This window comes from Mycobacterium sp. 1423905.2 (genome assembly GCF_001673155.1).
GTDB lineage: Bacteria > Actinomycetota > Actinomycetes > Mycobacteriales > Mycobacteriaceae > Mycobacterium.
The window spans coordinates 20,635-38,567 of the sequence record NZ_LZLE01000344.1; the positions used below are offsets into that span (position 1 = coordinate 20,635).

The 17,933-nt window shown below is 66.5% G+C and carries 18 protein-coding genes and 1 pseudogene; 14 read left to right on the forward strand and 5 right to left on the reverse strand.

The features are described from left to right. Both A9W95_RS23585 and holA read left to right on the forward strand, forming a co-directional pair. Positions 1–1,551: a ComEC/Rec2 family competence protein gene (locus tag A9W95_RS23585; RefSeq protein ID WP_067418492.1), complete on the forward strand. Its 1,551-nt coding sequence runs from the start codon at positions 1–3 to the stop codon at positions 1,549–1,551. Between the two features lie 30 nt (positions 1,552–1,581). Then, positions 1,582–2,535 carry a DNA polymerase III subunit delta gene (gene holA / locus A9W95_RS23590; protein WP_156746374.1) on the forward strand — a complete coding sequence of 318 codons (954 nt, stop codon included), beginning with the start codon at positions 1,582–1,584 and terminating at the stop codon, positions 2,533–2,535. A gap of 10 nt (positions 2,536–2,545) precedes the next feature. Here the strand turns inward: holA and rpsT are convergent, their stop codons facing one another. After that, the gene (gene rpsT / locus A9W95_RS23595; RefSeq protein WP_067418496.1) at positions 2,546–2,809 is read right to left on the reverse strand and encodes a 30S ribosomal protein S20; all 264 of its coding nucleotides are present in this window, start codon (positions 2,807–2,809) and stop codon (positions 2,546–2,548) included. A gap of 157 nt (positions 2,810–2,966) precedes the next feature. On the opposite strand from rpsT, the gene A9W95_RS23600 reads away from it, so the two are divergent. Genes A9W95_RS23600 through A9W95_RS23610 form a run of 3 tightly spaced genes read left to right on the forward strand, consistent with a single transcriptional unit; the run spans position 2,967 to position 6,420 of the window. Continuing rightward, positions 2,967–4,604 carry a circularly permuted type 2 ATP-grasp protein gene (locus A9W95_RS23600; RefSeq protein WP_067418498.1) on the forward strand — a complete coding sequence of 546 codons (1,638 nt, stop codon included), beginning with the start codon at positions 2,967–2,969 and terminating at the stop codon, positions 4,602–4,604. After that, entirely contained in the window at positions 4,604–5,581 is a 978-nt protein-coding gene (locus A9W95_RS23605) for an alpha-E domain-containing protein (RefSeq protein ID WP_067418500.1), read from the forward strand. Before A9W95_RS23600 ends, A9W95_RS23605 begins: the two co-directional genes overlap by 1 nt. Beyond that, a complete protein-coding gene (locus A9W95_RS23610; RefSeq protein ID WP_067418501.1) occupies positions 5,581–6,420 on the forward strand; it encodes a transglutaminase family protein in 840 nt (279 codons plus the stop codon). Before A9W95_RS23605 ends, A9W95_RS23610 begins: the two co-directional genes overlap by 1 nt. Before the next feature lie 18 nt (positions 6,421–6,438). On the opposite strand, the gene A9W95_RS23615 is transcribed toward A9W95_RS23610, so the two are convergent. Beyond that, on the reverse strand, positions 6,439–6,783 hold the full coding sequence (locus tag A9W95_RS23615) for a PE family protein (RefSeq protein WP_082983288.1): 345 nt from the start codon (positions 6,781–6,783) through the stop codon (positions 6,439–6,441). A gap of 49 nt (positions 6,784–6,832) precedes the next feature. On the opposite strand from A9W95_RS23615, the gene A9W95_RS23620 reads away from it, so the two are divergent. Then, the gene (locus A9W95_RS23620) at positions 6,833–7,531 is read left to right on the forward strand and encodes a hypothetical protein (RefSeq protein WP_371328110.1); all 699 of its coding nucleotides are present in this window, start codon (positions 6,833–6,835) and stop codon (positions 7,529–7,531) included. Here A9W95_RS23620 and A9W95_RS23625 read toward each other — a convergent pair. Continuing rightward, the gene (locus A9W95_RS23625) at positions 7,499–8,341 is read right to left on the reverse strand and encodes a ribonuclease Z (protein WP_067418504.1); all 843 of its coding nucleotides are present in this window, start codon (positions 8,339–8,341) and stop codon (positions 7,499–7,501) included. The genes A9W95_RS23620 and A9W95_RS23625 overlap by 33 nt on opposite strands. Before the next feature lie 108 nt (positions 8,342–8,449). On the opposite strand from A9W95_RS23625, the gene A9W95_RS23630 reads away from it, so the two are divergent. Beyond that, the gene (locus tag A9W95_RS23630) at positions 8,450–8,878 is read left to right on the forward strand and encodes a CBS domain-containing protein (RefSeq protein WP_067418523.1); all 429 of its coding nucleotides are present in this window, start codon (positions 8,450–8,452) and stop codon (positions 8,876–8,878) included. Positions 8,879–9,007: 129 nt separating this feature from the next. Here the strand turns inward: A9W95_RS23630 and A9W95_RS23635 are convergent, their stop codons facing one another. Continuing rightward, positions 9,008–9,622 carry a type II toxin-antitoxin system PemK/MazF family toxin gene (locus A9W95_RS23635; RefSeq protein ID WP_067418525.1) on the reverse strand — a complete coding sequence of 205 codons (615 nt, stop codon included), beginning with the start codon at positions 9,620–9,622 and terminating at the stop codon, positions 9,008–9,010. Positions 9,623–9,687: 65 nt separating this feature from the next. On the opposite strand from A9W95_RS23635, the pseudogene lepA reads away from it, so the two are divergent. After that, positions 9,688–11,597: pseudogene (gene lepA, locus A9W95_RS23640) on the forward strand (translation elongation factor 4). Positions 11,598–11,599: 2 nt separating this feature from the next. Next, complete coding sequence (locus A9W95_RS23645) at positions 11,600–12,364, forward strand: sensor domain-containing protein (protein ID WP_067418508.1); 765 nt, start codon at positions 11,600–11,602, stop codon at positions 12,362–12,364. Between the two features lie 5 nt (positions 12,365–12,369). On the opposite strand, the gene A9W95_RS23650 is transcribed toward A9W95_RS23645, so the two are convergent. Then, positions 12,370–14,340, reverse strand: a complete 1,971-nt coding sequence (locus A9W95_RS23650) for a glycoside hydrolase family 15 protein (protein WP_371328111.1) — start codon at positions 14,338–14,340, stop codon at positions 12,370–12,372. Positions 14,341–14,519: 179 nt separating this feature from the next. Between A9W95_RS23650 and A9W95_RS23655 the strand changes: the two genes are divergently transcribed. From A9W95_RS23655 to A9W95_RS28130, 5 genes are all read left to right on the forward strand, one after another. Continuing rightward, on the forward strand, positions 14,520–14,723 hold the full coding sequence (locus tag A9W95_RS23655) for a hypothetical protein (protein WP_156746373.1): 204 nt from the start codon (positions 14,520–14,522) through the stop codon (positions 14,721–14,723). A 359-nt stretch (positions 14,724–15,082) separates the two neighbouring features. Then, the gene (locus tag A9W95_RS23660; protein WP_067418514.1) at positions 15,083–16,120 is read left to right on the forward strand and encodes a sulfate ABC transporter substrate-binding protein; all 1,038 of its coding nucleotides are present in this window, start codon (positions 15,083–15,085) and stop codon (positions 16,118–16,120) included. Next, on the forward strand, positions 16,117–17,010 hold the full coding sequence (gene cysT, locus A9W95_RS23665) for a sulfate ABC transporter permease subunit CysT (protein WP_067418515.1): 894 nt from the start codon (positions 16,117–16,119) through the stop codon (positions 17,008–17,010). The genes A9W95_RS23660 and cysT overlap by 4 nt, the downstream gene beginning before the upstream one ends. Then, a complete protein-coding gene (gene cysW / locus A9W95_RS23670) occupies positions 17,007–17,825 on the forward strand; it encodes a sulfate ABC transporter permease subunit CysW (protein WP_067418517.1) in 819 nt (272 codons plus the stop codon). The genes cysT and cysW overlap by 4 nt, the downstream gene beginning before the upstream one ends. A gap of 15 nt (positions 17,826–17,840) precedes the next feature. Then, positions 17,841–17,933: hypothetical protein (locus A9W95_RS28130; protein WP_253851744.1), on the forward strand; the 93-nt coding region annotated here is incomplete at its 3' end.

Genomic DNA, 17,933 nt, shown 5'->3' on the forward strand with positions numbered 1-17,933 from the left:
GTGCACCAACGCGACGACCAGTCCCGGCTCGACGTCCGCCTAGTGCCGGCGGCCTTGACCAGCTGGACGGTCACCGCGGCCGGGATCGTGTGGCCGCTGGGCCGGGTGCTCGCCGTCTGCTGCGTGGTGCTGGCCGCCGGCGCAGGGCTGCTGTGGTGGAGTTCGACGCGTCGTCGGGGTAAAGCGCGACGACTGGCTACGTTCAGCTTGGGCCTGGCGGCCGTCGGTGTGGTGGGCGCGGGGTACGGCGTGGCGATCGCACTGCGTACCGACGCTGTCGATCACCACCCCATCACCGCCGCGTACGGCACCGTCGCCCCGGTAACGGTCATCCCGAGCGAAAGCCCCTTACCGTTGACCCGGGACCGGTTGCTGTTCCGAGCCACCATGGCGCGCCTGTGTGACCAGCCGATGTCGGGCAGGGTCGTCGTGTTCGGCCGCGCCTCGGACCTCGGCGAGCTGATGGTGGGTCAACCGCTGCGGTTCAGCGCCCAGATCAAGCGACCCAACCGGCACGACCTGACCGTCGCCGTGCTCACTGTCACGGGCCGGCCGGTCAGCGGCGCCGCGGCACCCGTCCAGCGGGTGGCTCACACGGTGCGCCGCCGATTCGCCGCGGCGGTGCGCGCCGTGTTGCCACCGGATCAGGCCGCGATGCTGCCCGCCCTGGTGCTCGGTGATACCTCGCAAGTTGCTACCGCGACCAGCCAGGAGTTCCGCACCGCCGGTATGACGCACCTAACCGCGGTATCCGGCGCGAACGTGACGATCGTGTGCGCGGCGGTGTTGTTTTCGGCGCGTCTGGTCGGGCCGCGGGTCGCCGTGGCGTTGGCCGCCGTCGTTCTGGTCGCGTTCGTCATCGTGGTGCAGCCCACCGCCAGCGTCTTGCGGGCCGCGGTCATGGCTGGGATCGGTTTGGCCGCCATGCTGACTTCCCGTCGCCGCCAAGCGATTCCGGCGCTGTCGGCATCGGTACTGATCCTGCTTGTCCTGGCTCCGCAGCTGGCCGTCGACATGGGCTTCGCGTTGTCGGTTGTCGCGACCGCCGGCTTGATCGTCATCGCGCCGCTATGGTCACGCCGCCTCACCCAGCGGGGCTGCCCGAAGCCGCTGGCGGATGCGCTCGCCGTCGCGGCGGCCGCTCAGCTGGTGACCGCGCCGCTGGTGGCCGCCATTTCGGGCCGATTCAGCCTGATCGCCGTGGTCGCCAACCTGGTGGTGGCGGTGGTGATTGCGCCGATCACCGTGCTGGGCACCGTTGCAGCCGTGCTGGCGATCTGTTGGCCGGCTGCGGCGCAGCTGCTGATCCGGTTCACCGGCCCGGAAGTCTGGTGGGTGCTGCACGTCGCGCACTGGGCCGCCGGTGTCCCGGCCGCAACGGTCCCGGTCCCCGCTGGTGTGCCCGGCGTCGTCGTAATCAGTTGCGCCGCGGTGTTCGTCGCCGCGATGGGGCGGTGGCGCTGGTTTCGCGCGGTGCTGGGGTCGGTCACCGCAGCGGCCGCGCTGTGCTTGCTGGCCTGGTCGCTGTCCGGGCTCGTCGGTGCGTCGTGACACCATCGTGGGGTGACCGACGTTTCGCCGTTGCACCTGGTGTTGGGGGATGAGGAGCTGCTGATCGAGCGGGCGGTGGCGGACGTGCTGCGGTCGGCCCGTAAGCGGGCCAGGACCGGCTCGGTCATCGATGACGTCCCGGTCAGCCGCATGCGCGCCGGTGATGTCAGCACCTATGAGCTCGCCGAATTGCTGAGCCCGTCGCTGTTCGCCGAGGAGCGCATCGTCGTTCTCGAGGCGGTGGGCGAGGCGGGCAAGGAAGCCGCCGCGATGATCGCCTCCACGGCCGCCGACATCCCGGCGGGCACGGTGCTGGTCGTCGTGCACTCCGGCGGCGGGCGGGCCAAATCGCTGGCCGGCGAACTAAAAGCACTGGGCGCCCAAGTTCATCCGTGCGCGCGGATTACCAAGGCCAGCGAGCGCGCCGACTTCGTGCGCCGGGAATTCCGCACGCTGCGGGTCAAGGTCGACGACCAGACCGTCACTGCCTTGCTGGACGCCGTGGGGTCGGATATCCGCGAATTAGCCTCGGCCTGTTCGCAATTGGTTGCCGACACCGGCGGCGCCGTCGATGCCGCCGCCGTACGCCGCTATCACAGCGGCAAAGCCGAGGTGAAGGGCTTCGACATCGCCGACAAGGCCGTCGCGGGTGACGTCGAAGGCGCGGCCGAGGCGCTGCGCTGGGCGATGATGCGCGGAGAGCCGCTGGTGGTGCTGGCCGATGCGCTGGCCGAAGCCGTACACACCATCGGGCGGGTGGGTCCGCTGTCCGGCGACCCGTACCGGCTGGCCGCCCAGCTGGGCATGCCGCCATGGCGAGTGCAAAAAGCGCAGAAACAGGCGCGGCGCTGGTCGCGCGACTCGGTGGCGACCGCGATGAAGCTGGTGGCGGCGCTCAACGCCGACGTGAAAGGGGCAGCCGCGGACGCGGACTATGCGCTGGAATCCGCGGTGAGGAAGGTGGCCGAACTCGTGGCCGACTGACGCCGACGAGTCAGCCGAGCTTGTTCAAGGAGCGCGCGAGCGCCGACTTCTTGTTGGCGGCCTGGTTCTTGTGGATCACGCCCTTGCTGGCGGCCTTGTCCAATTTGCGGTTGGTCGCGGCCAGCAGTTCGGTGGCCTTGTCCTTGTCGCCGGCGTGGGTGGCCTCACGGAACGACCGGATGGCGGTCCGCAGCGAGGACTTCACCGACTTGTTGCGCAGTCGGGCGCGCTCGTTCGTGCGGTTGCGCTTCTGCTGCGACTTGATGTTGGCCACGCGTGAGTTCCCTTTGTCGTTCGATGTGGAGTCGGCATGTGGTCAGGCGCCCTTACGACCTGACGGCCCATGTTTGCGACTGCCCAGGTTATCAGTCGGTTACGTTTTCGCCCAAAAGAGGAACCACTGGCCAGGTGGAATCAGTGATTGAGGCAGCATGGCACGGGTGAGTTCTGCAAACCAGCTCGTGGAGGCCAAGCGGCGCTCGCCGGCCCGCTTCGAGCGCATCTTCGACGGTTACGACACCTCCGAGGTGTATGCCAAGGCTTTCGACGAGATGTTTGACGCCCACGGCAACGTTCGCGGCCCCTACAAGGGCATCTACGCCGAACTGGCGCCGTCCGACGTCTCCGAGCTCAAAGCTCGCGCCGAGGCGCTGGGCCGGGCGTTCATCGACCAGGGCATCACCTTCTCCCTGTCCGGCCAGGAGCGGCCCTTTCCGCTGGACCTGGTGCCGCGGGTGATCTCGGCCGCGGAGTGGACCCGGTTGGAGCGGGGCATCATCCAACGCGTCAAGGCGCTCGAGATGTACCTCGACGACATCTACGGCGATCAGGAGATCCTGCGCGACGGCGTCATCCCTCGTCGGCTGGTGACGTCCTGCGAGCACTTCCACCGCCAAGCGGTAGGCATCGTCCCGCCCAACGGGGTGCGCATTCACGTCTCCGGCATCGACTTGATCCGCGATGACCGCGGTGACTTCCGGGTACTCGAGGACAACCTGCGCTCGCCGTCGGGTGTGTCCTACGTCATGGAAAACCGGCGCACCATGGCCCGCGTCTTCCCCAACCTCTTCGCGACCCATCGCGTGCGCCCGGTGGACGACTACTCCTCGCATCTCCTGCAGGCGTTGCGTAACTCGGCGGCCACCAACGAGGCCGACCCCACGGTGGTGGTGCTGACCCCCGGCGTCTATAACTCGGCGTACTTCGAGCATTCGCTGCTGGCCCGGCAGATGGGCGTCGAGTTGGTCGAGGGCCGCGACCTATTCTGCCGCGACAACCAGGTCTACATGCGCACCACCGAGGGGGAGCGGCAGGTCGACGTCATCTACCGGCGCATCGACGACGCCTTCCTGGACCCGCTGCAATTCCGCGCCGACTCGGTGCTCGGAGTGGCCGGCCTGGTCAACGCCGCGCGCGCCGGCAACGTCGTCATCTCCAGCGCGATCGGCAACGGCGTCGGCGACGACAAGCTCGTCTACACCTACGTGCCGACCATGATCGAGTACTACCTGCGGGAAAAGCCGCTGCTGGGCAACGTGGAGACGCTGCGTTGCTGGCTCGACGACGAACGCGAGGAGGTCCTCGACCGCATCCGGGAGCTGGTTCTCAAGCCGGTCGAGGGCTCCGGCGGCTACGGCATCGTCTTCGGTCCGGAGGCCTCCGATAAGGAACTGGCCACCGTGAGCAAGAAGATCCGGGACGACCCACGTAGCTGGATCGCCCAACCGATGATGGAACTGTCCACGGTGCCCACCCGCATCGAAGACAAACTGGCGCCGCGATACGTCGATCTGCGGCCGTTCGCCGTCAACGACGGCAACGACATCTGGGTGCTGCCGGGCGGGCTGACCCGGGTGGCGTTGGTTGACGAGTCTCGGGTGGTGAACTCCAGCCAGGGCGGCGGCTCCAAGGACACCTGGGTGTTGGCGCCCCGCACCTCGACGAGCGCCCGGGAGTTGGGCGCCGCTGAGGTGGTGCGGTCACTGCCGGAACCGGCGCCCGACGGTGCCGGGCCGGAACAGGTGGCCGCGCAGGACGGCGAACAGCGGCAGCACCAGGTGAACCGCTGATGCTCGCCCGCAACGCCGAAGCGCTGTTTTGGATCGGCCGCTACGTCGAGCGCGCCGACGACACCGCCCGCATCCTCGACGTCGCCGTGCACCAACTGCTCGAGGATTCCAGCGTTGACCCCGACCACGCGTCGCGGGTGCTGTTGCAGGTGCTGGGCATCGAACCACCCGAGCACCCGTTGGACGTCTGGTCGTTGACCGACCTCGTCGCGTTCAGCCCCAACACCCAAGGCGGCTGTTCCATCGTCGATGCGATCTCCGCGGCGCGCGAAAATGCCCGATCGGCACGCGAAGTGACCTCCAGCGAAACCTGGGAGTGCATCAACACCACTTACCACGCGCTGCCCGAACGGGAACGGGCCGCCAAACGCCTTGGCCCGCATGAGTTCCTGTCGTTCATCGAAGGTCGGGCGGCGATGTTCGCCGGGCTCGCCGACTCGACGTTGTCCCGCGACGACGGATACCGGTTCATGGTGCTGGGCCGCGCCATCGAGCGGGTCGACATGACCGTGCGGCTGCTGCTGTCGCGGGTGGGGGACAGCGCGTCCTCACCGGCGTGGGTGACGCTGCTGCGCTCGGCCGGCGCGCACGACACCTACCTGCGCACCTACCGCGGTGTGCTGGACGCGGCCCGGGTGGTGGAGTTCATGATGCTCGACCGGCTGTTCCCGCGGTCGGTCTACTATTCGCTGAAACTGGCCGAACACAACCTCGACGAGTTGATGCACAATCCGCAGAGCCGGATCGGTGCCACCACCGAAGCCCAGCGATTGCTGGGGCAGGCCCGCAGTCAGCTCGAGTTCGTGCAGCCCGGTGTCTTGCTGGAATCACTGGAGACGCGGTTGGCGGACTTGCAGCGAACCTGTTACGACGTCGGAGATGCGTTGACGCTGCAGTACTTTCACGTCGCGCCGTGGGTGGCGTGGTCGGATGCCGGTCAGCGCGGCGTGTCGGTCCGTAAGCCGGGTGAAGCCTGATGTGGCGGATGCGGGTGGTGCACACCACGGGGTACGCCTACAAGTCCGCGGTGACCGCTTCCTACAACGAAGCGCGGCTGACCCCGCGATCGAACACTCGGCAAAACGTCATCCTCAACCGGGTGGAAACCATTCCGGCGACGCGCTCTTATCGCTACGTCGACTATTGGGGTACCGCCGTGACCGCGTTTGATCTGCACGCCCCGCATGTGGAGTTGACGGTCACCTCGTCGTCGGTGGTGGAAACCGAGCGCCCGGAACCACCGGCGGCCAAAGCGGGCTGGGCCGAGCTGGCAGCCGATGCCGTCATCGACCGGTTCGACGAGGTGCTACGCCCCACCTCCTACACCCCGCTGAGTAAACGGGTCGCGGCGGTCGGCAAGCGAATCATGAAGTCCCACGATCCCGGCGAAGCCGTCCTCGCCGCCGCGCGGTGGGCGCGCAGTGAACTCGAGTACCTGCCCGGCACCACCGGGGTGACCTGGTCGGGACTCGACGCGCTGGAGCAGGGCAAAGGCGTATGCCAGGATTTCGCCCATTTGACTCTGATGGCGTTGCGCAGCATGGGCATTCCGGCTCGGTACGTATCCGGGTACTTGCACCCCGTCGCCGACGCGGTGGTCGGCAAGACGCTGGAAGGGCGCAGCCACGCGTGGATCCAAGCCTGGACCGGGGGCTGGTGGTACTACGACCCCACCAATGACACCGACATCACCGAGCAGTACGTCAGCGTGGGCGCCGGCCGCGACTACGCCGACGTGTCCCCGCTCAAGGGCATCTACTCGGGGGCAGGGGCGACCGACCTGGACGTGGACGTGGAGATCACCCGGCTCGCATAGCGCTGCCGGCAGCGGCGATCAGTGACCGCCGAGCAAGGATTGGATCGGTGCGTTGACGGCGTCTGCGCCCACCCGCGCGGCGTTGACGGCCTCGGCAGTGGCGTAGGCGCCGGCGCCACTGATAAGTGTCTGCACGATCTGGTCGTGCACGGCCGACATCTGGCCGCCGATGCTCTGATACTCCTGCGCGTGCGCTTGGAACATGTTCGCGACCAGCGCCGATACTTGATCGGCGGCAGCGGGCGGGACCTCGGTGGTGTCGGCGGCGATGTTGGAATTGACGTCCGCAATGTTCGAGCCGATGCCCGCCAGATCGGCAGCCTTCGCCAGCATTGCCTCCGGCCCCGACACTACGTAGGACATCTGGCACCTCTCATAAAGAAAACCAGGCCATGCCCGATCATCAGATGGTATGGCGACGCGGGCTTCCCGTCCTGGGTTTACCAGACATTTTACTGACCGATTAGGGCCGCGTCTGCCACCAGTCTTGCTGGCGTCCCTTGGGCTGCTGTTCGGCGGGCTTGCCGTGGGCGTGGCAATGGGCGGGCTGTTGCCGCTGCCGTACGGTCCGGCGGCGGCGGTAGTGGGGTATGTGCGCGCCGAACCGGTCGCGGTGCAGATCGTTGCGACCGCGGTGTTCGCCTCGTCCGTGCCCTTGGCGGTCTACGCCGCAGGGGTGGCTGCGCGCCTGCGCGCCCTGGGCGCGCCCGGCGCGTCGACGACGCTGGCCCTGGTCAGCGGCGCGCTGGCGTCCGGCGCCTTGGCCTTGACTGGGTTGCTGGGGTGGACGTTGTCACGCGCCGACGTCAGCGCTGATGCCGCTCTGGTGCGGGCGCTCTACTACCTGGCGTTTTTGATCGGCGGCCCGGGTCACGTGGTGGCGCTGGGTCTGCTGGTCGCTGCTATAGCGGTGCCTGGCCGCAGACGCTCGCTGCTGCCGGGGCCGCTCGCATGGTTCGGCGTCCTCGTGGCCGGAACAGCCGAGTTGACGACCCTGGTGCTGATCTGGCCGGCAGTGGGGCCGCTGTTGCCGGTCGCGCGGGTGTCGGCATTGGTGTGGCTGCTGGTGGCCGGTGCGTTACTTCCGCGGATGGACCTCGACCCGGTGTAGGTCGTCGCCGAGCTCGATCTGGCCGCTGAACTCGGTTGCGGCCAGGGCGCGCCACTGCTCTTCCTGCCCGGGCAGCAGCGGCGGCACGTAGTGCGTCAGGATCAACGTTCGGACGCCGCCGCGCTCGGCGGTAGCGGCGGCTTCCTGCACCGACGAGTGGTAGTCGCAGACGTCCTTGATCCGCTGTTGGGGTACCTGACTCAGGATCTCTTTGCGAATCACGGTATGCACCAACGCGTCCGCGCCGGCGGTCAACTGGTCGAGGCTGGCGCACGGCACCGTGTCCCCGGCCAGCACCACCGCAGCGCCGGCGGCTTCGATGCGGAACCCGATCGTCGGCGCCACGGGGCGGTGGTCGGTCGGGGCCACGCGGATCGTCACGCCATCGCGGTCCCAGACCTGCCCATCGGTGTACTCCTGGACGTCGACCGGCGGCGGCGCGGTCAGGTCCGCATGGTGGGCGATGCGGTAGCTGATGTCGTGGCCGAACGCCTTGAGCGTGGCGTCCACCACCTCGGCGGTGCCCGGCGGGCCGATGACCGGGAACGGCGCGGGGTCCGGCGCGAAGTCGGTCACCCACCTGGTGATCAGCAGGTCGCCCAGCTCGGCGATGTGATCGCTGTGCAAGTGGGTGAGCAGCAGCGCCGACAGGCCGGCGGCGCCCACCCCGGCGGCGGTGGCGCGCTGCAACACCCCGCGCCCGCAGTCGACCAGGAACGGCTGGCCGCCGGCCCGTACCAGCGTGGCCGGTCCGGCCCGGTTGGCGTCGGGGATCGGGCTTCCTGTTCCCAGCAATGTGACCTCGATCATGGGCACATCCTCGCAAGCGGTGGGCGTCCTTGTCTTTGATGGCTTCCCCGCCGCGGAAGATAGCCGTAGCCTGGTGTGAACCAGATCACCACCCGGCGGGAGGGCTTGATGCGGATCGCGGACGTCTTGCGGAACAAGGGTGCGGCGGTGGTGACCATCAACCCCGACGCGACGGTCCGGGAACTGCTTGCCGGCTTGGCCGACCAGAACATCGGCGCCATGGTGGTGGTCGGCGCCGAAGGCGTGGTCGGCATCGTCTCCGAACGAGACGTGGTCCGCCAACTGCACGCCCACGGCGCCAGCGTGCTGTCCCGTCCGGTCTCCAAAATCATGACCAGCGACGTCGCGACCTGCACCAAGAACGACACGCTCGACGCCATCAGCGTGTTGATGACGCAGAACCGGGTGCGCCACGTGCCGGTGCTCGACGAGAACAAGCTGATCGGCATCGTCAGCATCGGGGATGTCGTGAAAACCCGGATGGGTGAACTCGAAGCCGAACAACAGCAGCTGCAGTCCTACATCACCCAAGGCTGACCAACCGCTGGACGCCCTCGACCGTGCGCGTCGGGCGTCGAGCGTGCACGAGGGGCGGCCAAAGCGGCCATACCGCTTCGTGGGCGCACGCCGAACGCCGCCCCCGCGCACTCGCAGCAGATCAGCGGACTAGCGCCAGGAATACTCGGCGCGCAGCCGCGCCGCCACCACGTCGAAAGTCTCCCGCGCCAGAATGGCGCCCTCGCGACGGATGCTTTCTTCCGGCACGTCGAGCACCCGGTCCAGCCGGACCCAACTCTTCCTGCCCTCGTAATCCCAATCGCCAGAACCTATTCCGACCCAGTTGCGGTCCGCGGCGTGATCGTCCTGGCTGGAGAGCATGAGGCCCAGCAGCACAGTGCGTTCCCGCCCCACCACCAGCACCGGGCGGTCCTTGCCGCGCGTCGGATCGTCTTCGTAGACCACCCAGGTCCACACGATTTCCCCGGGGTCGGCGCGGCCGTCGAGATCGGGGGCATACACCACCTTCCGCGCCCGCTGGGCCGTCGGAAAGCTGGTCTTGGTCACCGGACGGCCCGCGGTGATCTCGGCGGGCGGGGGCGGGACGGCCATGGCCATAACATTCACGGTGACCCTGACGGCGTGCTGCAACTCGCGCAGCACGGTCTGCGTGTTCTGCACGTGACGCACCAATTTGGGGGCCTCGTTGAACACGAGGTTCTCCGCGAATCGCTGCACGTTTTTCCACTGCGACTTGCCGGGCGTCTTCCTGTCCGGGGCCATGTTCGCAGCATAGACGCGCGCGAGAAGCCGCACCCGAACGCACAATTGTGTCCCGGCAGCTCCGCATGGATACGCTGGACATACGCACGAAGCGCCGGTCTTCAGGCCGATATCCGTCAACCAGGAGATTCCCATCAGCAGTTTCGCCGACAAAACTTTCACCCCGCCGGCGCAGATCAGGAATTTCTGCATCATCGCTCACATCGACCACGGCAAGTCGACGTTGGCCGACCGGATGCTGCAGCTCACCGGCGTGGTTGACGAGCGTTCGATGCGGGCTCAGTACCTGGACCGGATGGACATCGAGCGGGAACGCGGCATCACCATCAAGGCCCAAAACGTGCGCCTGCCCTGGCGGGTCAACAACGAAGACCACGTGCTGCACCTCATCGACACCCCGGGCCACGTCGACTTCACCTATGAGGTGTCGCGCGCGCTGGAAGCCTGCGAAGGTGCGGTGCTGCTGGTCGACGCCGCTCAAGGCATCGAGGCCCAGACGCTGGCCAACCTCTACCTGGCGCTGGACCGCGACCTGCACATCATCCCGGTGCTCAACAAGATCGACCTGCCCGCCGCCGACCCGGACCGCTACGCCGGTGAGCTCGCCCACATCATCGGCTGCGAGCCCGACGACGTGCTGCGGGTCTCCGGCAAAACCGGCGAGGGCGTGGCGGCGCTGCTCGACGAGGTGGTCCGGCAGGTGCCGCCCCCGGAGGGCCGAGCCGACGCGCCGCTGCGCGCCATGATCTTCGACTCCGTCTACGACATCTACCGCGGTGTGGTGACCTACATTCGCGTGGTCGACGGCAAGATCCGCCCGCGCGAACGGATCGCGATGATGTCCACCGGCGCCACCCACGAACTGCTCGAGGTCGGCATCGTCTCGCCCGAACCCAAACCCAGCGAGGGCTTGGGCGTGGGCGAGGTCGGATACCTGATCACCGGCGTCAAGGACGTGCGCCAATCCAAGGTCGGTGACACCGTGACGACGGCCCGCAACGGCGCCGCCGACGCCCTCACCGGTTACCGCGAGCCCAAGCCCATGGTGTATTCGGGGCTGTACCCGGTCGACGGTTCGGACTACCCGGTACTGCGTGACGCGCTGGACAAGCTGCAACTCAACGATGCCGCGCTGACTTACGAGCCGGAGACGTCGGTGGCGCTGGGGTTCGGCTTCCGGTGCGGCTTTCTGGGTCTGCTGCACATGGAGATCACCCGGGAGCGGTTGGAACGTGAGTTCGGCCTGGACCTGATCTCGACATCGCCCAACGTCGTCTACCGGGTCATCAAAGAAGACGACACCGAGATCGTCGTGACCAACCCGTCGGACTGGCCGGAAGGCAAGATCCGCACGGTGTACGAGCCGGTGGTGAAGACCACGATCATCGCGCCCAGTGAATTCATCGGCACCATCATGGAGCTGTGCCAGTCGCGTCGCGGCGACCTGGGTGGCATGGACTACCTGTCGCCCGAGCGGGTGGAGCTGCGCTACACAATGCCGTTGGGGGAGATCATCTTTGACTTCTTCGACTCGTTGAAGTCGCGCACCCGCGGCTACGCCAGCCTGGACTACGAGGAAGCCGGCGAGCAGGAAGCCCAACTGGTCAAAGTCGACATCTTGTTGCAAGGCGAGGCGGTCGACGCGTTCAGCGCCATCGTGCACAAGGATTCGGCGTTCGCCTACGGCAACAAGATGACCACGAAGCTCAAGGAACTCATTCCGCGTCAGCAGTTCGAAGTTCCGGTACAGGCCGCCATCGGATCGAAAATCATTGCCCGCGAGAACATCCGCGCGATCCGCAAGGACGTGTTGTCCAAGTGCTACGGCGGCGACATCACCCGCAAGCGCAAACTTCTGGAAAAGCAGAAGGAAGGCAAGAAGCGGATGAAGACCATCGGTCGCGTCGACGTGCCGCAGGAGGCCTTCGTCGCGGCGTTGTCCACCGATGCGGCGGGGGACAAGGCCAAAAAGTAGCAATGGATGTGGCGCGTACTCGCCGGCTTGGCGTGCTGGTGCTCCTGCTGCTCGTGTCGGTCTGCGGATGCAGCTTCGCCGTCGGCGGTACGGCCCGTCCGGCGCCGGGCCTCAAGGCGCATCCGCTGCTCGGGGAGACGATCAACCGGGTGCTGCTGGATTCCGATGCGCTGGCCAAGCTGCTGAACCAACCCTTCAAGGGTGATCCGAAATTGCCGCCGCGATTCGGCGGGCCGGAAAAGCTGCAGAACGGATTGGGCGCGGCCTCGCCGCTGGAGTGCGCCGGCGTGTCGACGATGACGGTCAGAAGCGCCTACTCGTCGGGCGACGTCAAGAATGTCGCGCGGGAAACCTGGTGGAACACCGAGACCGCGTCCAAGGTGATCAGCGTCGCCGAAGCCGTCGTCGCATTCCCCACCGCCTCCGACGCCGACAGCCTCTTCGCGAAGTTCACCGAGCAGTGGGACGGCTGCAACGGCACCACCGTCACCATCGACGGCGGCACGCTCAATTTCACCGACGACGTCACCGAGGTGCGCGTCGACAACTCTGTGCTGGCGGCAACAATTTTCGTGCAGTTGTCCGGGTCCCCGTCGGGCAAGAGACCCGAAGCCCGCGCCATCGGGGTGCGCAACAACTGCTTGGTCGAAGTCGAGATCTCGTTTTTCAGCACCCAGAATCCGTCGGATCAAGGGTCAGGTGACCCGCACACCAGCGCCGTCGAGCTGGCACACGTGATGATGGACAAGATCAGCGCATTGAGCTGAGGCTGCTACACCGGCGCGTTGGCGGGCTGGAAGGACCCGGAACCGTCGGCTTCCTCCTCGGCCCGGATCACATGCACCACCGCGTTGATCAACGCCAGGTGGGTGAACGCTTGCGGGAAATTGCCCAGTTGCCGCCCGGTGCGGGGCTCGATCTCCTCGGCGTAAAGGTGCAACGGGCTGGCGAAGCCCAACAGCCGCTCGCACAACCGCTTGGCGCGCGCGACCTCGCCGATCTCCACCAGCGCCGACACCAACCAGAACGAACAGATCGTGAAGGTGCCCTCTTCACCGGACAGGCCGTCGTCGGTCTCCTCGACCCGATAGCGCAGCACCAAACCGTCCTCGGTCAGTTCGTCGGCGATGGCCAGCACCGTGTTGCGCACCCGCGGGTCCTCGGGCGGTAGGAACCGCGTGAGCACCACCAACAACAATGACGCGTCCAACGCGTCATCGCCGTAGCGCTGGGTGAACACGCCGCGCCGGTCCACTCCGTGCTTGAGGATGTCTTCCTTGATCTCCTCGGCGATCTCCCGCCATTGCTGGGCGTAGCTCTTTTCTCCTTGTCGCTCAGCCAATTTCGAGCCGCGGTCCAACGCCACCCAGCACATCACCTTTGAGGACGTGAAGTGCTGCGGTTCACCGCGCACCTCCCAGATGCCGCGGTCGGGCTCACGCCAATGCTTGATCGCCTCTTCCACCTGTTTCTTCAGCACCGGCCACAGCGTCTCCGGGATCTGCTCGCGGGACCTGGCGTGCAGATAGAAGGAGTCGAGGATCGAACCCCAGATGTCGTGTTGCATCTGGTTGTAGGCGCCGTTGCCGATTCGCACCGGCCGGGCGTGGTCGTAACCCGACAGGTGATGCAACTCCTCCTCGATCAGGCTGCGCTCACCACCGACCCCATACATCACCTGCAGCGGATGGCGTTCATTGCTGTTGGCGCCGGACACGTCGGCGATGAACGCGAAGAAGTCGTCGGCTTCGCGGTTCAATCCCAACGTGTAAAGGCCCCACAACGCGAACGTGGAGTCGCGCACCCAGGCGTAGCGGTAATCCCAGTTACGTTCGCCCTGCGGTGTTTCCGGCAACGACGTGGTGCTGGCCGCCAGCAAGGCGCCGGTCGGGGAGTAAGTCAGTCCCTTGAGGGTGAGCGCGCTGCGTTGCAGATAGGCCCGCCACGGGTGGTCGGGGAAGTTGCCGATGTTGATCCACTGCCGCCAGCACTCGGTGGTCTGCCACATCTTGTCGGCGGCCTCTTCGTAGGTCTGCGGCGCCGGGTGTTTGGTCCAGCTCAACGCGACGAACACGTCGTCGCCCTCTTTCATCCGGGTCCGCGCCCGCGCCTCCCGCCCCTCCAGGCCGATCCGCAGGTTGGTGGTCAGCCGCAGCGTCGGGTGCGCGTCCGGTTCCCTGCTGGCGCGGGCGATCGCCTCGCCGTAGGCGTGCGCGGAGTACTCCCATGTCGCGCCCACGCGGTGGTAGTCGAACGCCGGTTCGCACGTCATCATCAACTCGACGGTGCCGCTGACACACCGAACCGTGCGCAGCAGGATGTGCTCGGCGTCCCAGTCCATCGGGGTGCGCCGGTGCGTCCGGGACCGGCGTTCGATGTCATGCCACGGCCCCATCACCAGCGCGTCGCGCACGATCAACCAACCGGTGTGGGTTTGCCAAGTGGTTTCCATGATCAGGCTGCCGGGCAGATAGCGGCGGGCCGACGGCACCGAGACGCCGTAGGGGCCCAGCCGGAAATGCCCGGCGCTGCGGTCCAGGATCGCGCCGAACACGCTCGGAGAGTCGGGCCGGGGCACACACATCCACTCCACCGACCCGGCCGGCGAGATCAAGCAGGTGGTCTCCCAGTCGGAGAGGAACGCGTAGTCGGCGATCGGCGGGAACGGATTGCGCGACGACTGCGGGGCCGGGATCGGCGCCGGGTGGGTCAGATCGACGTGAGTCGGCGGTGCCTCCTCCAACACCTGATCTTCTGTTGTCTCAAGATTCTCGCTCGGTGGGTCAGCCGGATGAGCGTGCAGGACCATCCCGACATCATCATCTGTTTACCTGCTCGCCGTCTACCGCAGCTACCGAGGTGTTACCTGCGTGGAGGCGGTGCCGTTGCGGCGGATTGGTTTCGATTGCCATGGCGCATAGGGTGAACCCAGTGAACGGGTTCTTGAATTGGTGGGACAGCGTCGAGCTGTGGCTGTCCGGACTCCCGTTCGTGCTGCAGGCACTCGCGGTGATGCCGGTCGTGTTGGGTCTGGCTTTCGCCGCTGCGACAGGACTCGACGCGCTCCTCGGGAAGGGCATCGCGCTGATGCGCCGGGCCCGCCACTCCGACGAGACAGCCGGCTGACGATGCCCCGCTCGCACGTCACGCTGATCCTGGTTGCGCTGGTCGCGCTGGTCATCGCCGCGTGGTTGCTGGCGCGCTGACCGGACGCCTCAGGCGCGCGTCGCGCGCTCGAGATGACAGCCGGACGGATTCTGTTAGGCTTCGCGCCATGCACGCAGGAACCGTTGCTAGCGAGCGCAATGCCGTCGCGCTCGGCTTCGGTATCCAGCTCGCGGTGTGTTGCGCCGCGCTCGACGTGCACTGTTGTCGCTGAACCCATCCCCCGTCTGGTGTGGAGTTGGTGGGCTTTCGGCATTTCTGCGATCCATCGCCTTTCCGCAGCACCGGGACCATCCGACACCCGTACTGAAAGGCCATGAATGGTTAACGACACCCGACGCACGTTGCGGTGGCGCTACGCCGTCGCGCTGGCGCTGATCGTCGGTGTCCTCGCCGGATGTCGCGGCGGTCCTAGTGATGTCGTGGGTGGCGGCGGGCTGGCCGGTGCGCACACCACCATCACGCTGGTCGCCTATTCGGTCGCCGAGCCTGGCTGGAGCAAGGTGATTCCGGCGTTCAACGCCTCCGAGGAAGGCAAAGGGTTGCAGGTCATCACCTCCTTCGGAGCCTCCGGTGACCAGTCCCGAGGTGTGGCCGAAGGCAAGCCGGCCGACCTGGTCAATTTCTCGGTCGAACCGGACATCACCCGCCTGGTCAAGTCCGGCAAGATCGCCAAGGACTGGGACACCAACGTCACTAAAGGCATCCCGTTCGGCTCGGTGGTGACCCTGGTGGTGCGCAAGGGCAACCCCAAGAACATCAAGGACTGGGACGATCTGCTGCGCCCAGGCATCGAGGTGGTCACGCCCAGTCCGCTGAGTTCGGGTTCGGCCAAGTGGAACCTGCTGGCTCCCTACGCGGTCAAGAGCGAAGGTGGCCACAACAGTCAAGCAGGCATCGACTTCGTCAGCCGGTTGGTGCGTGAACACGTGAAGCTGCGCCCGGGATCGGGGCGGGAAGCTACCGATGTCTTCGTCCAAGGCAGTGGGGATGTGTTGATCAGTTACGAAAACGAGGCGATCGCCGCCGAGCGGGCCGGCAAGCCGGTGCAGCACATCACCCCACCGCAGACTTTCAAGATCGAGAATCCGCTGGCCGTGGTGAATACCAGTGCTCACCTTGCCGCCGCGGTCAGCTTCCGAAACTTCCAGTACACCGCCGCGGCGCAAAAGGTTTGGGCCCAGGCGGGTTTTCGGCCCGTGGATCCCGCCGTCGCCGGTGAGTTCCGCGAGCAGTTCCCGGTCCCGTCGAAGCTGTGGACGATCGCCGACCTCGGCGGCTGGGCCACCGTCGACCCGCAACTGTTCGACAAGAGCGCCGGCAGCATCACCAAGATCTACACGCAGGCCACCGGATGACCGGCTCACTGTCGGGCACCAGCGTCGGCCCGGAAGCGGTCAAGGCCAAGGGCGAACAACCCGCCCCGGACACGGGCCGGGGCATTCGATTTGCCGGCCGGACGAACACCACGTCACTTCGGGTGGGGGTGGCGATCGTGTGGTTGTCAGTCATCGTCCTGTTGCCGCTGGCGGCCATCGCCTGGCAATCGATCGGGGGCGGATGGAATGCGTTCCGATTGGCAGTCACCTCGCACGCGGCGCTGGAGTCGTTGCGCGTGACACTGACCATCTCGGCCGGTGTCACGGTGATCAACACGATATTCGGGTTGTTGATCGCGTGGGTGCTGGTGCGCGACGACTTCTTGGGCAAAAGACTGGTTGACGCGATCATCGACCTGCCGTTCGCGCTGCCCACCATCGTGGCCAGCCTGGTGATGCTGGCGCTGTATGGGGCTAGCAGCCCGGTCGGCCTACATCTGCAACACACCGAATGGGGCGTAGGAGTGGCGCTGGCGTTCGTCACGCTGCCGTTCGTGGTGCGCGCGGTCCAACCGGTGCTGTTGGAGATCGATCGTGAGACCGAGGAGGCGGCCGCGTCGCTGGGCGCCAACGGCCCCAAGATCTTCACCTCGGTGGTGCTGCCGTCGCTGACCCCGGCGTTGTTATCGGGTGCGGGCCTGGCTTTCTCGCGAGCAATCGGCGAGTTCGGATCAGTGGTGTTGATCGGCGGGGCGGTGCCCGGCAAAACCGAGGTGTCCTCCCAGTGGATCCGCACGCTCATCGAAAACGACGACCGCACTGGGGCGGCGGCGATATCGATTGTGCTGCTCTCCATTTCATTTGTACTGCTGCTGATACTGCGTCTCATCGGGGCGCGTGCGGCCAAGCGCGAGGAGATGGCACGGTGACCTCGTCGCCCCGGGTGCGCTACCTGCTGCGGTTCACCGCGTTGGCCTACATCGGTGTGCTGCTGGTCATTCCGGTGGTGGTCATCCTGTGGCGCACGTTCGCCCCCGGGTTCGGCCAGTTCTACTCCTGGATCAGCACACCGGCGGCGATATCGGCACTGAATCTGTCGCTTCTGGTGGTGGCCATCGTGGTGCCGCTCAACGTGATCTTCGGTATCCCAACCGCGATGGTGTTGGCCCGCAACCGGTTCCGCGGCAAGGGGGTGCTCCAAGCGGTCATCGACCTGCCGTTCGCGGTGTCGCCGGTGATCGTGGGCGTCGCGTTGGTGGTGCTCTGGGGTGCGGCCGGCGCGCTGGGATTCGTGGAGCGCGACCTGGGATTCAAGATCATCTTCGGCTTGCCGGGCATCGTGCTGGCCAGCATCTTCGTCACCCTGCCGTTCGTGGTGCGCGAGGTGGAACCGGTGCTGCACGAAATCGGCACCGATCAAGAACAGGCGGCGGCCACCCTGGGTTCTGGCTGGTGGCAGACGTTTTGGCGCATCACTTTGCCGTCCATCCGGTGGGGGTTGACCTACGGCATCGTGCTGACCGTCGCGCGCACCCTCGGCGAATACGGTGCGGTCATCATCGTCTCGTCCAACTTGCCAGGGGAGTCGCAAACGCTGACCCTGTTGGTGTCGGACCGCTATAACCGCGGGGCCGAGTACGGCGCGTACGCGCTCTCGACCCTGCTGATGGTGGTCGCCGTGGTGGTTTTGATCGTTCAAGTGGTACTCGACGCTCGCCGGGCACGAGCTAGCAAGCACGCGTGACAAGGAGGCTAGTGAATGACTGCCAGCCCGAGTGACTATGCGATCACGGTGCGTGATGCGTATAAGCAGTATGGCGATTTTGTGGCGTTGGATCATGTGGATTTTGTG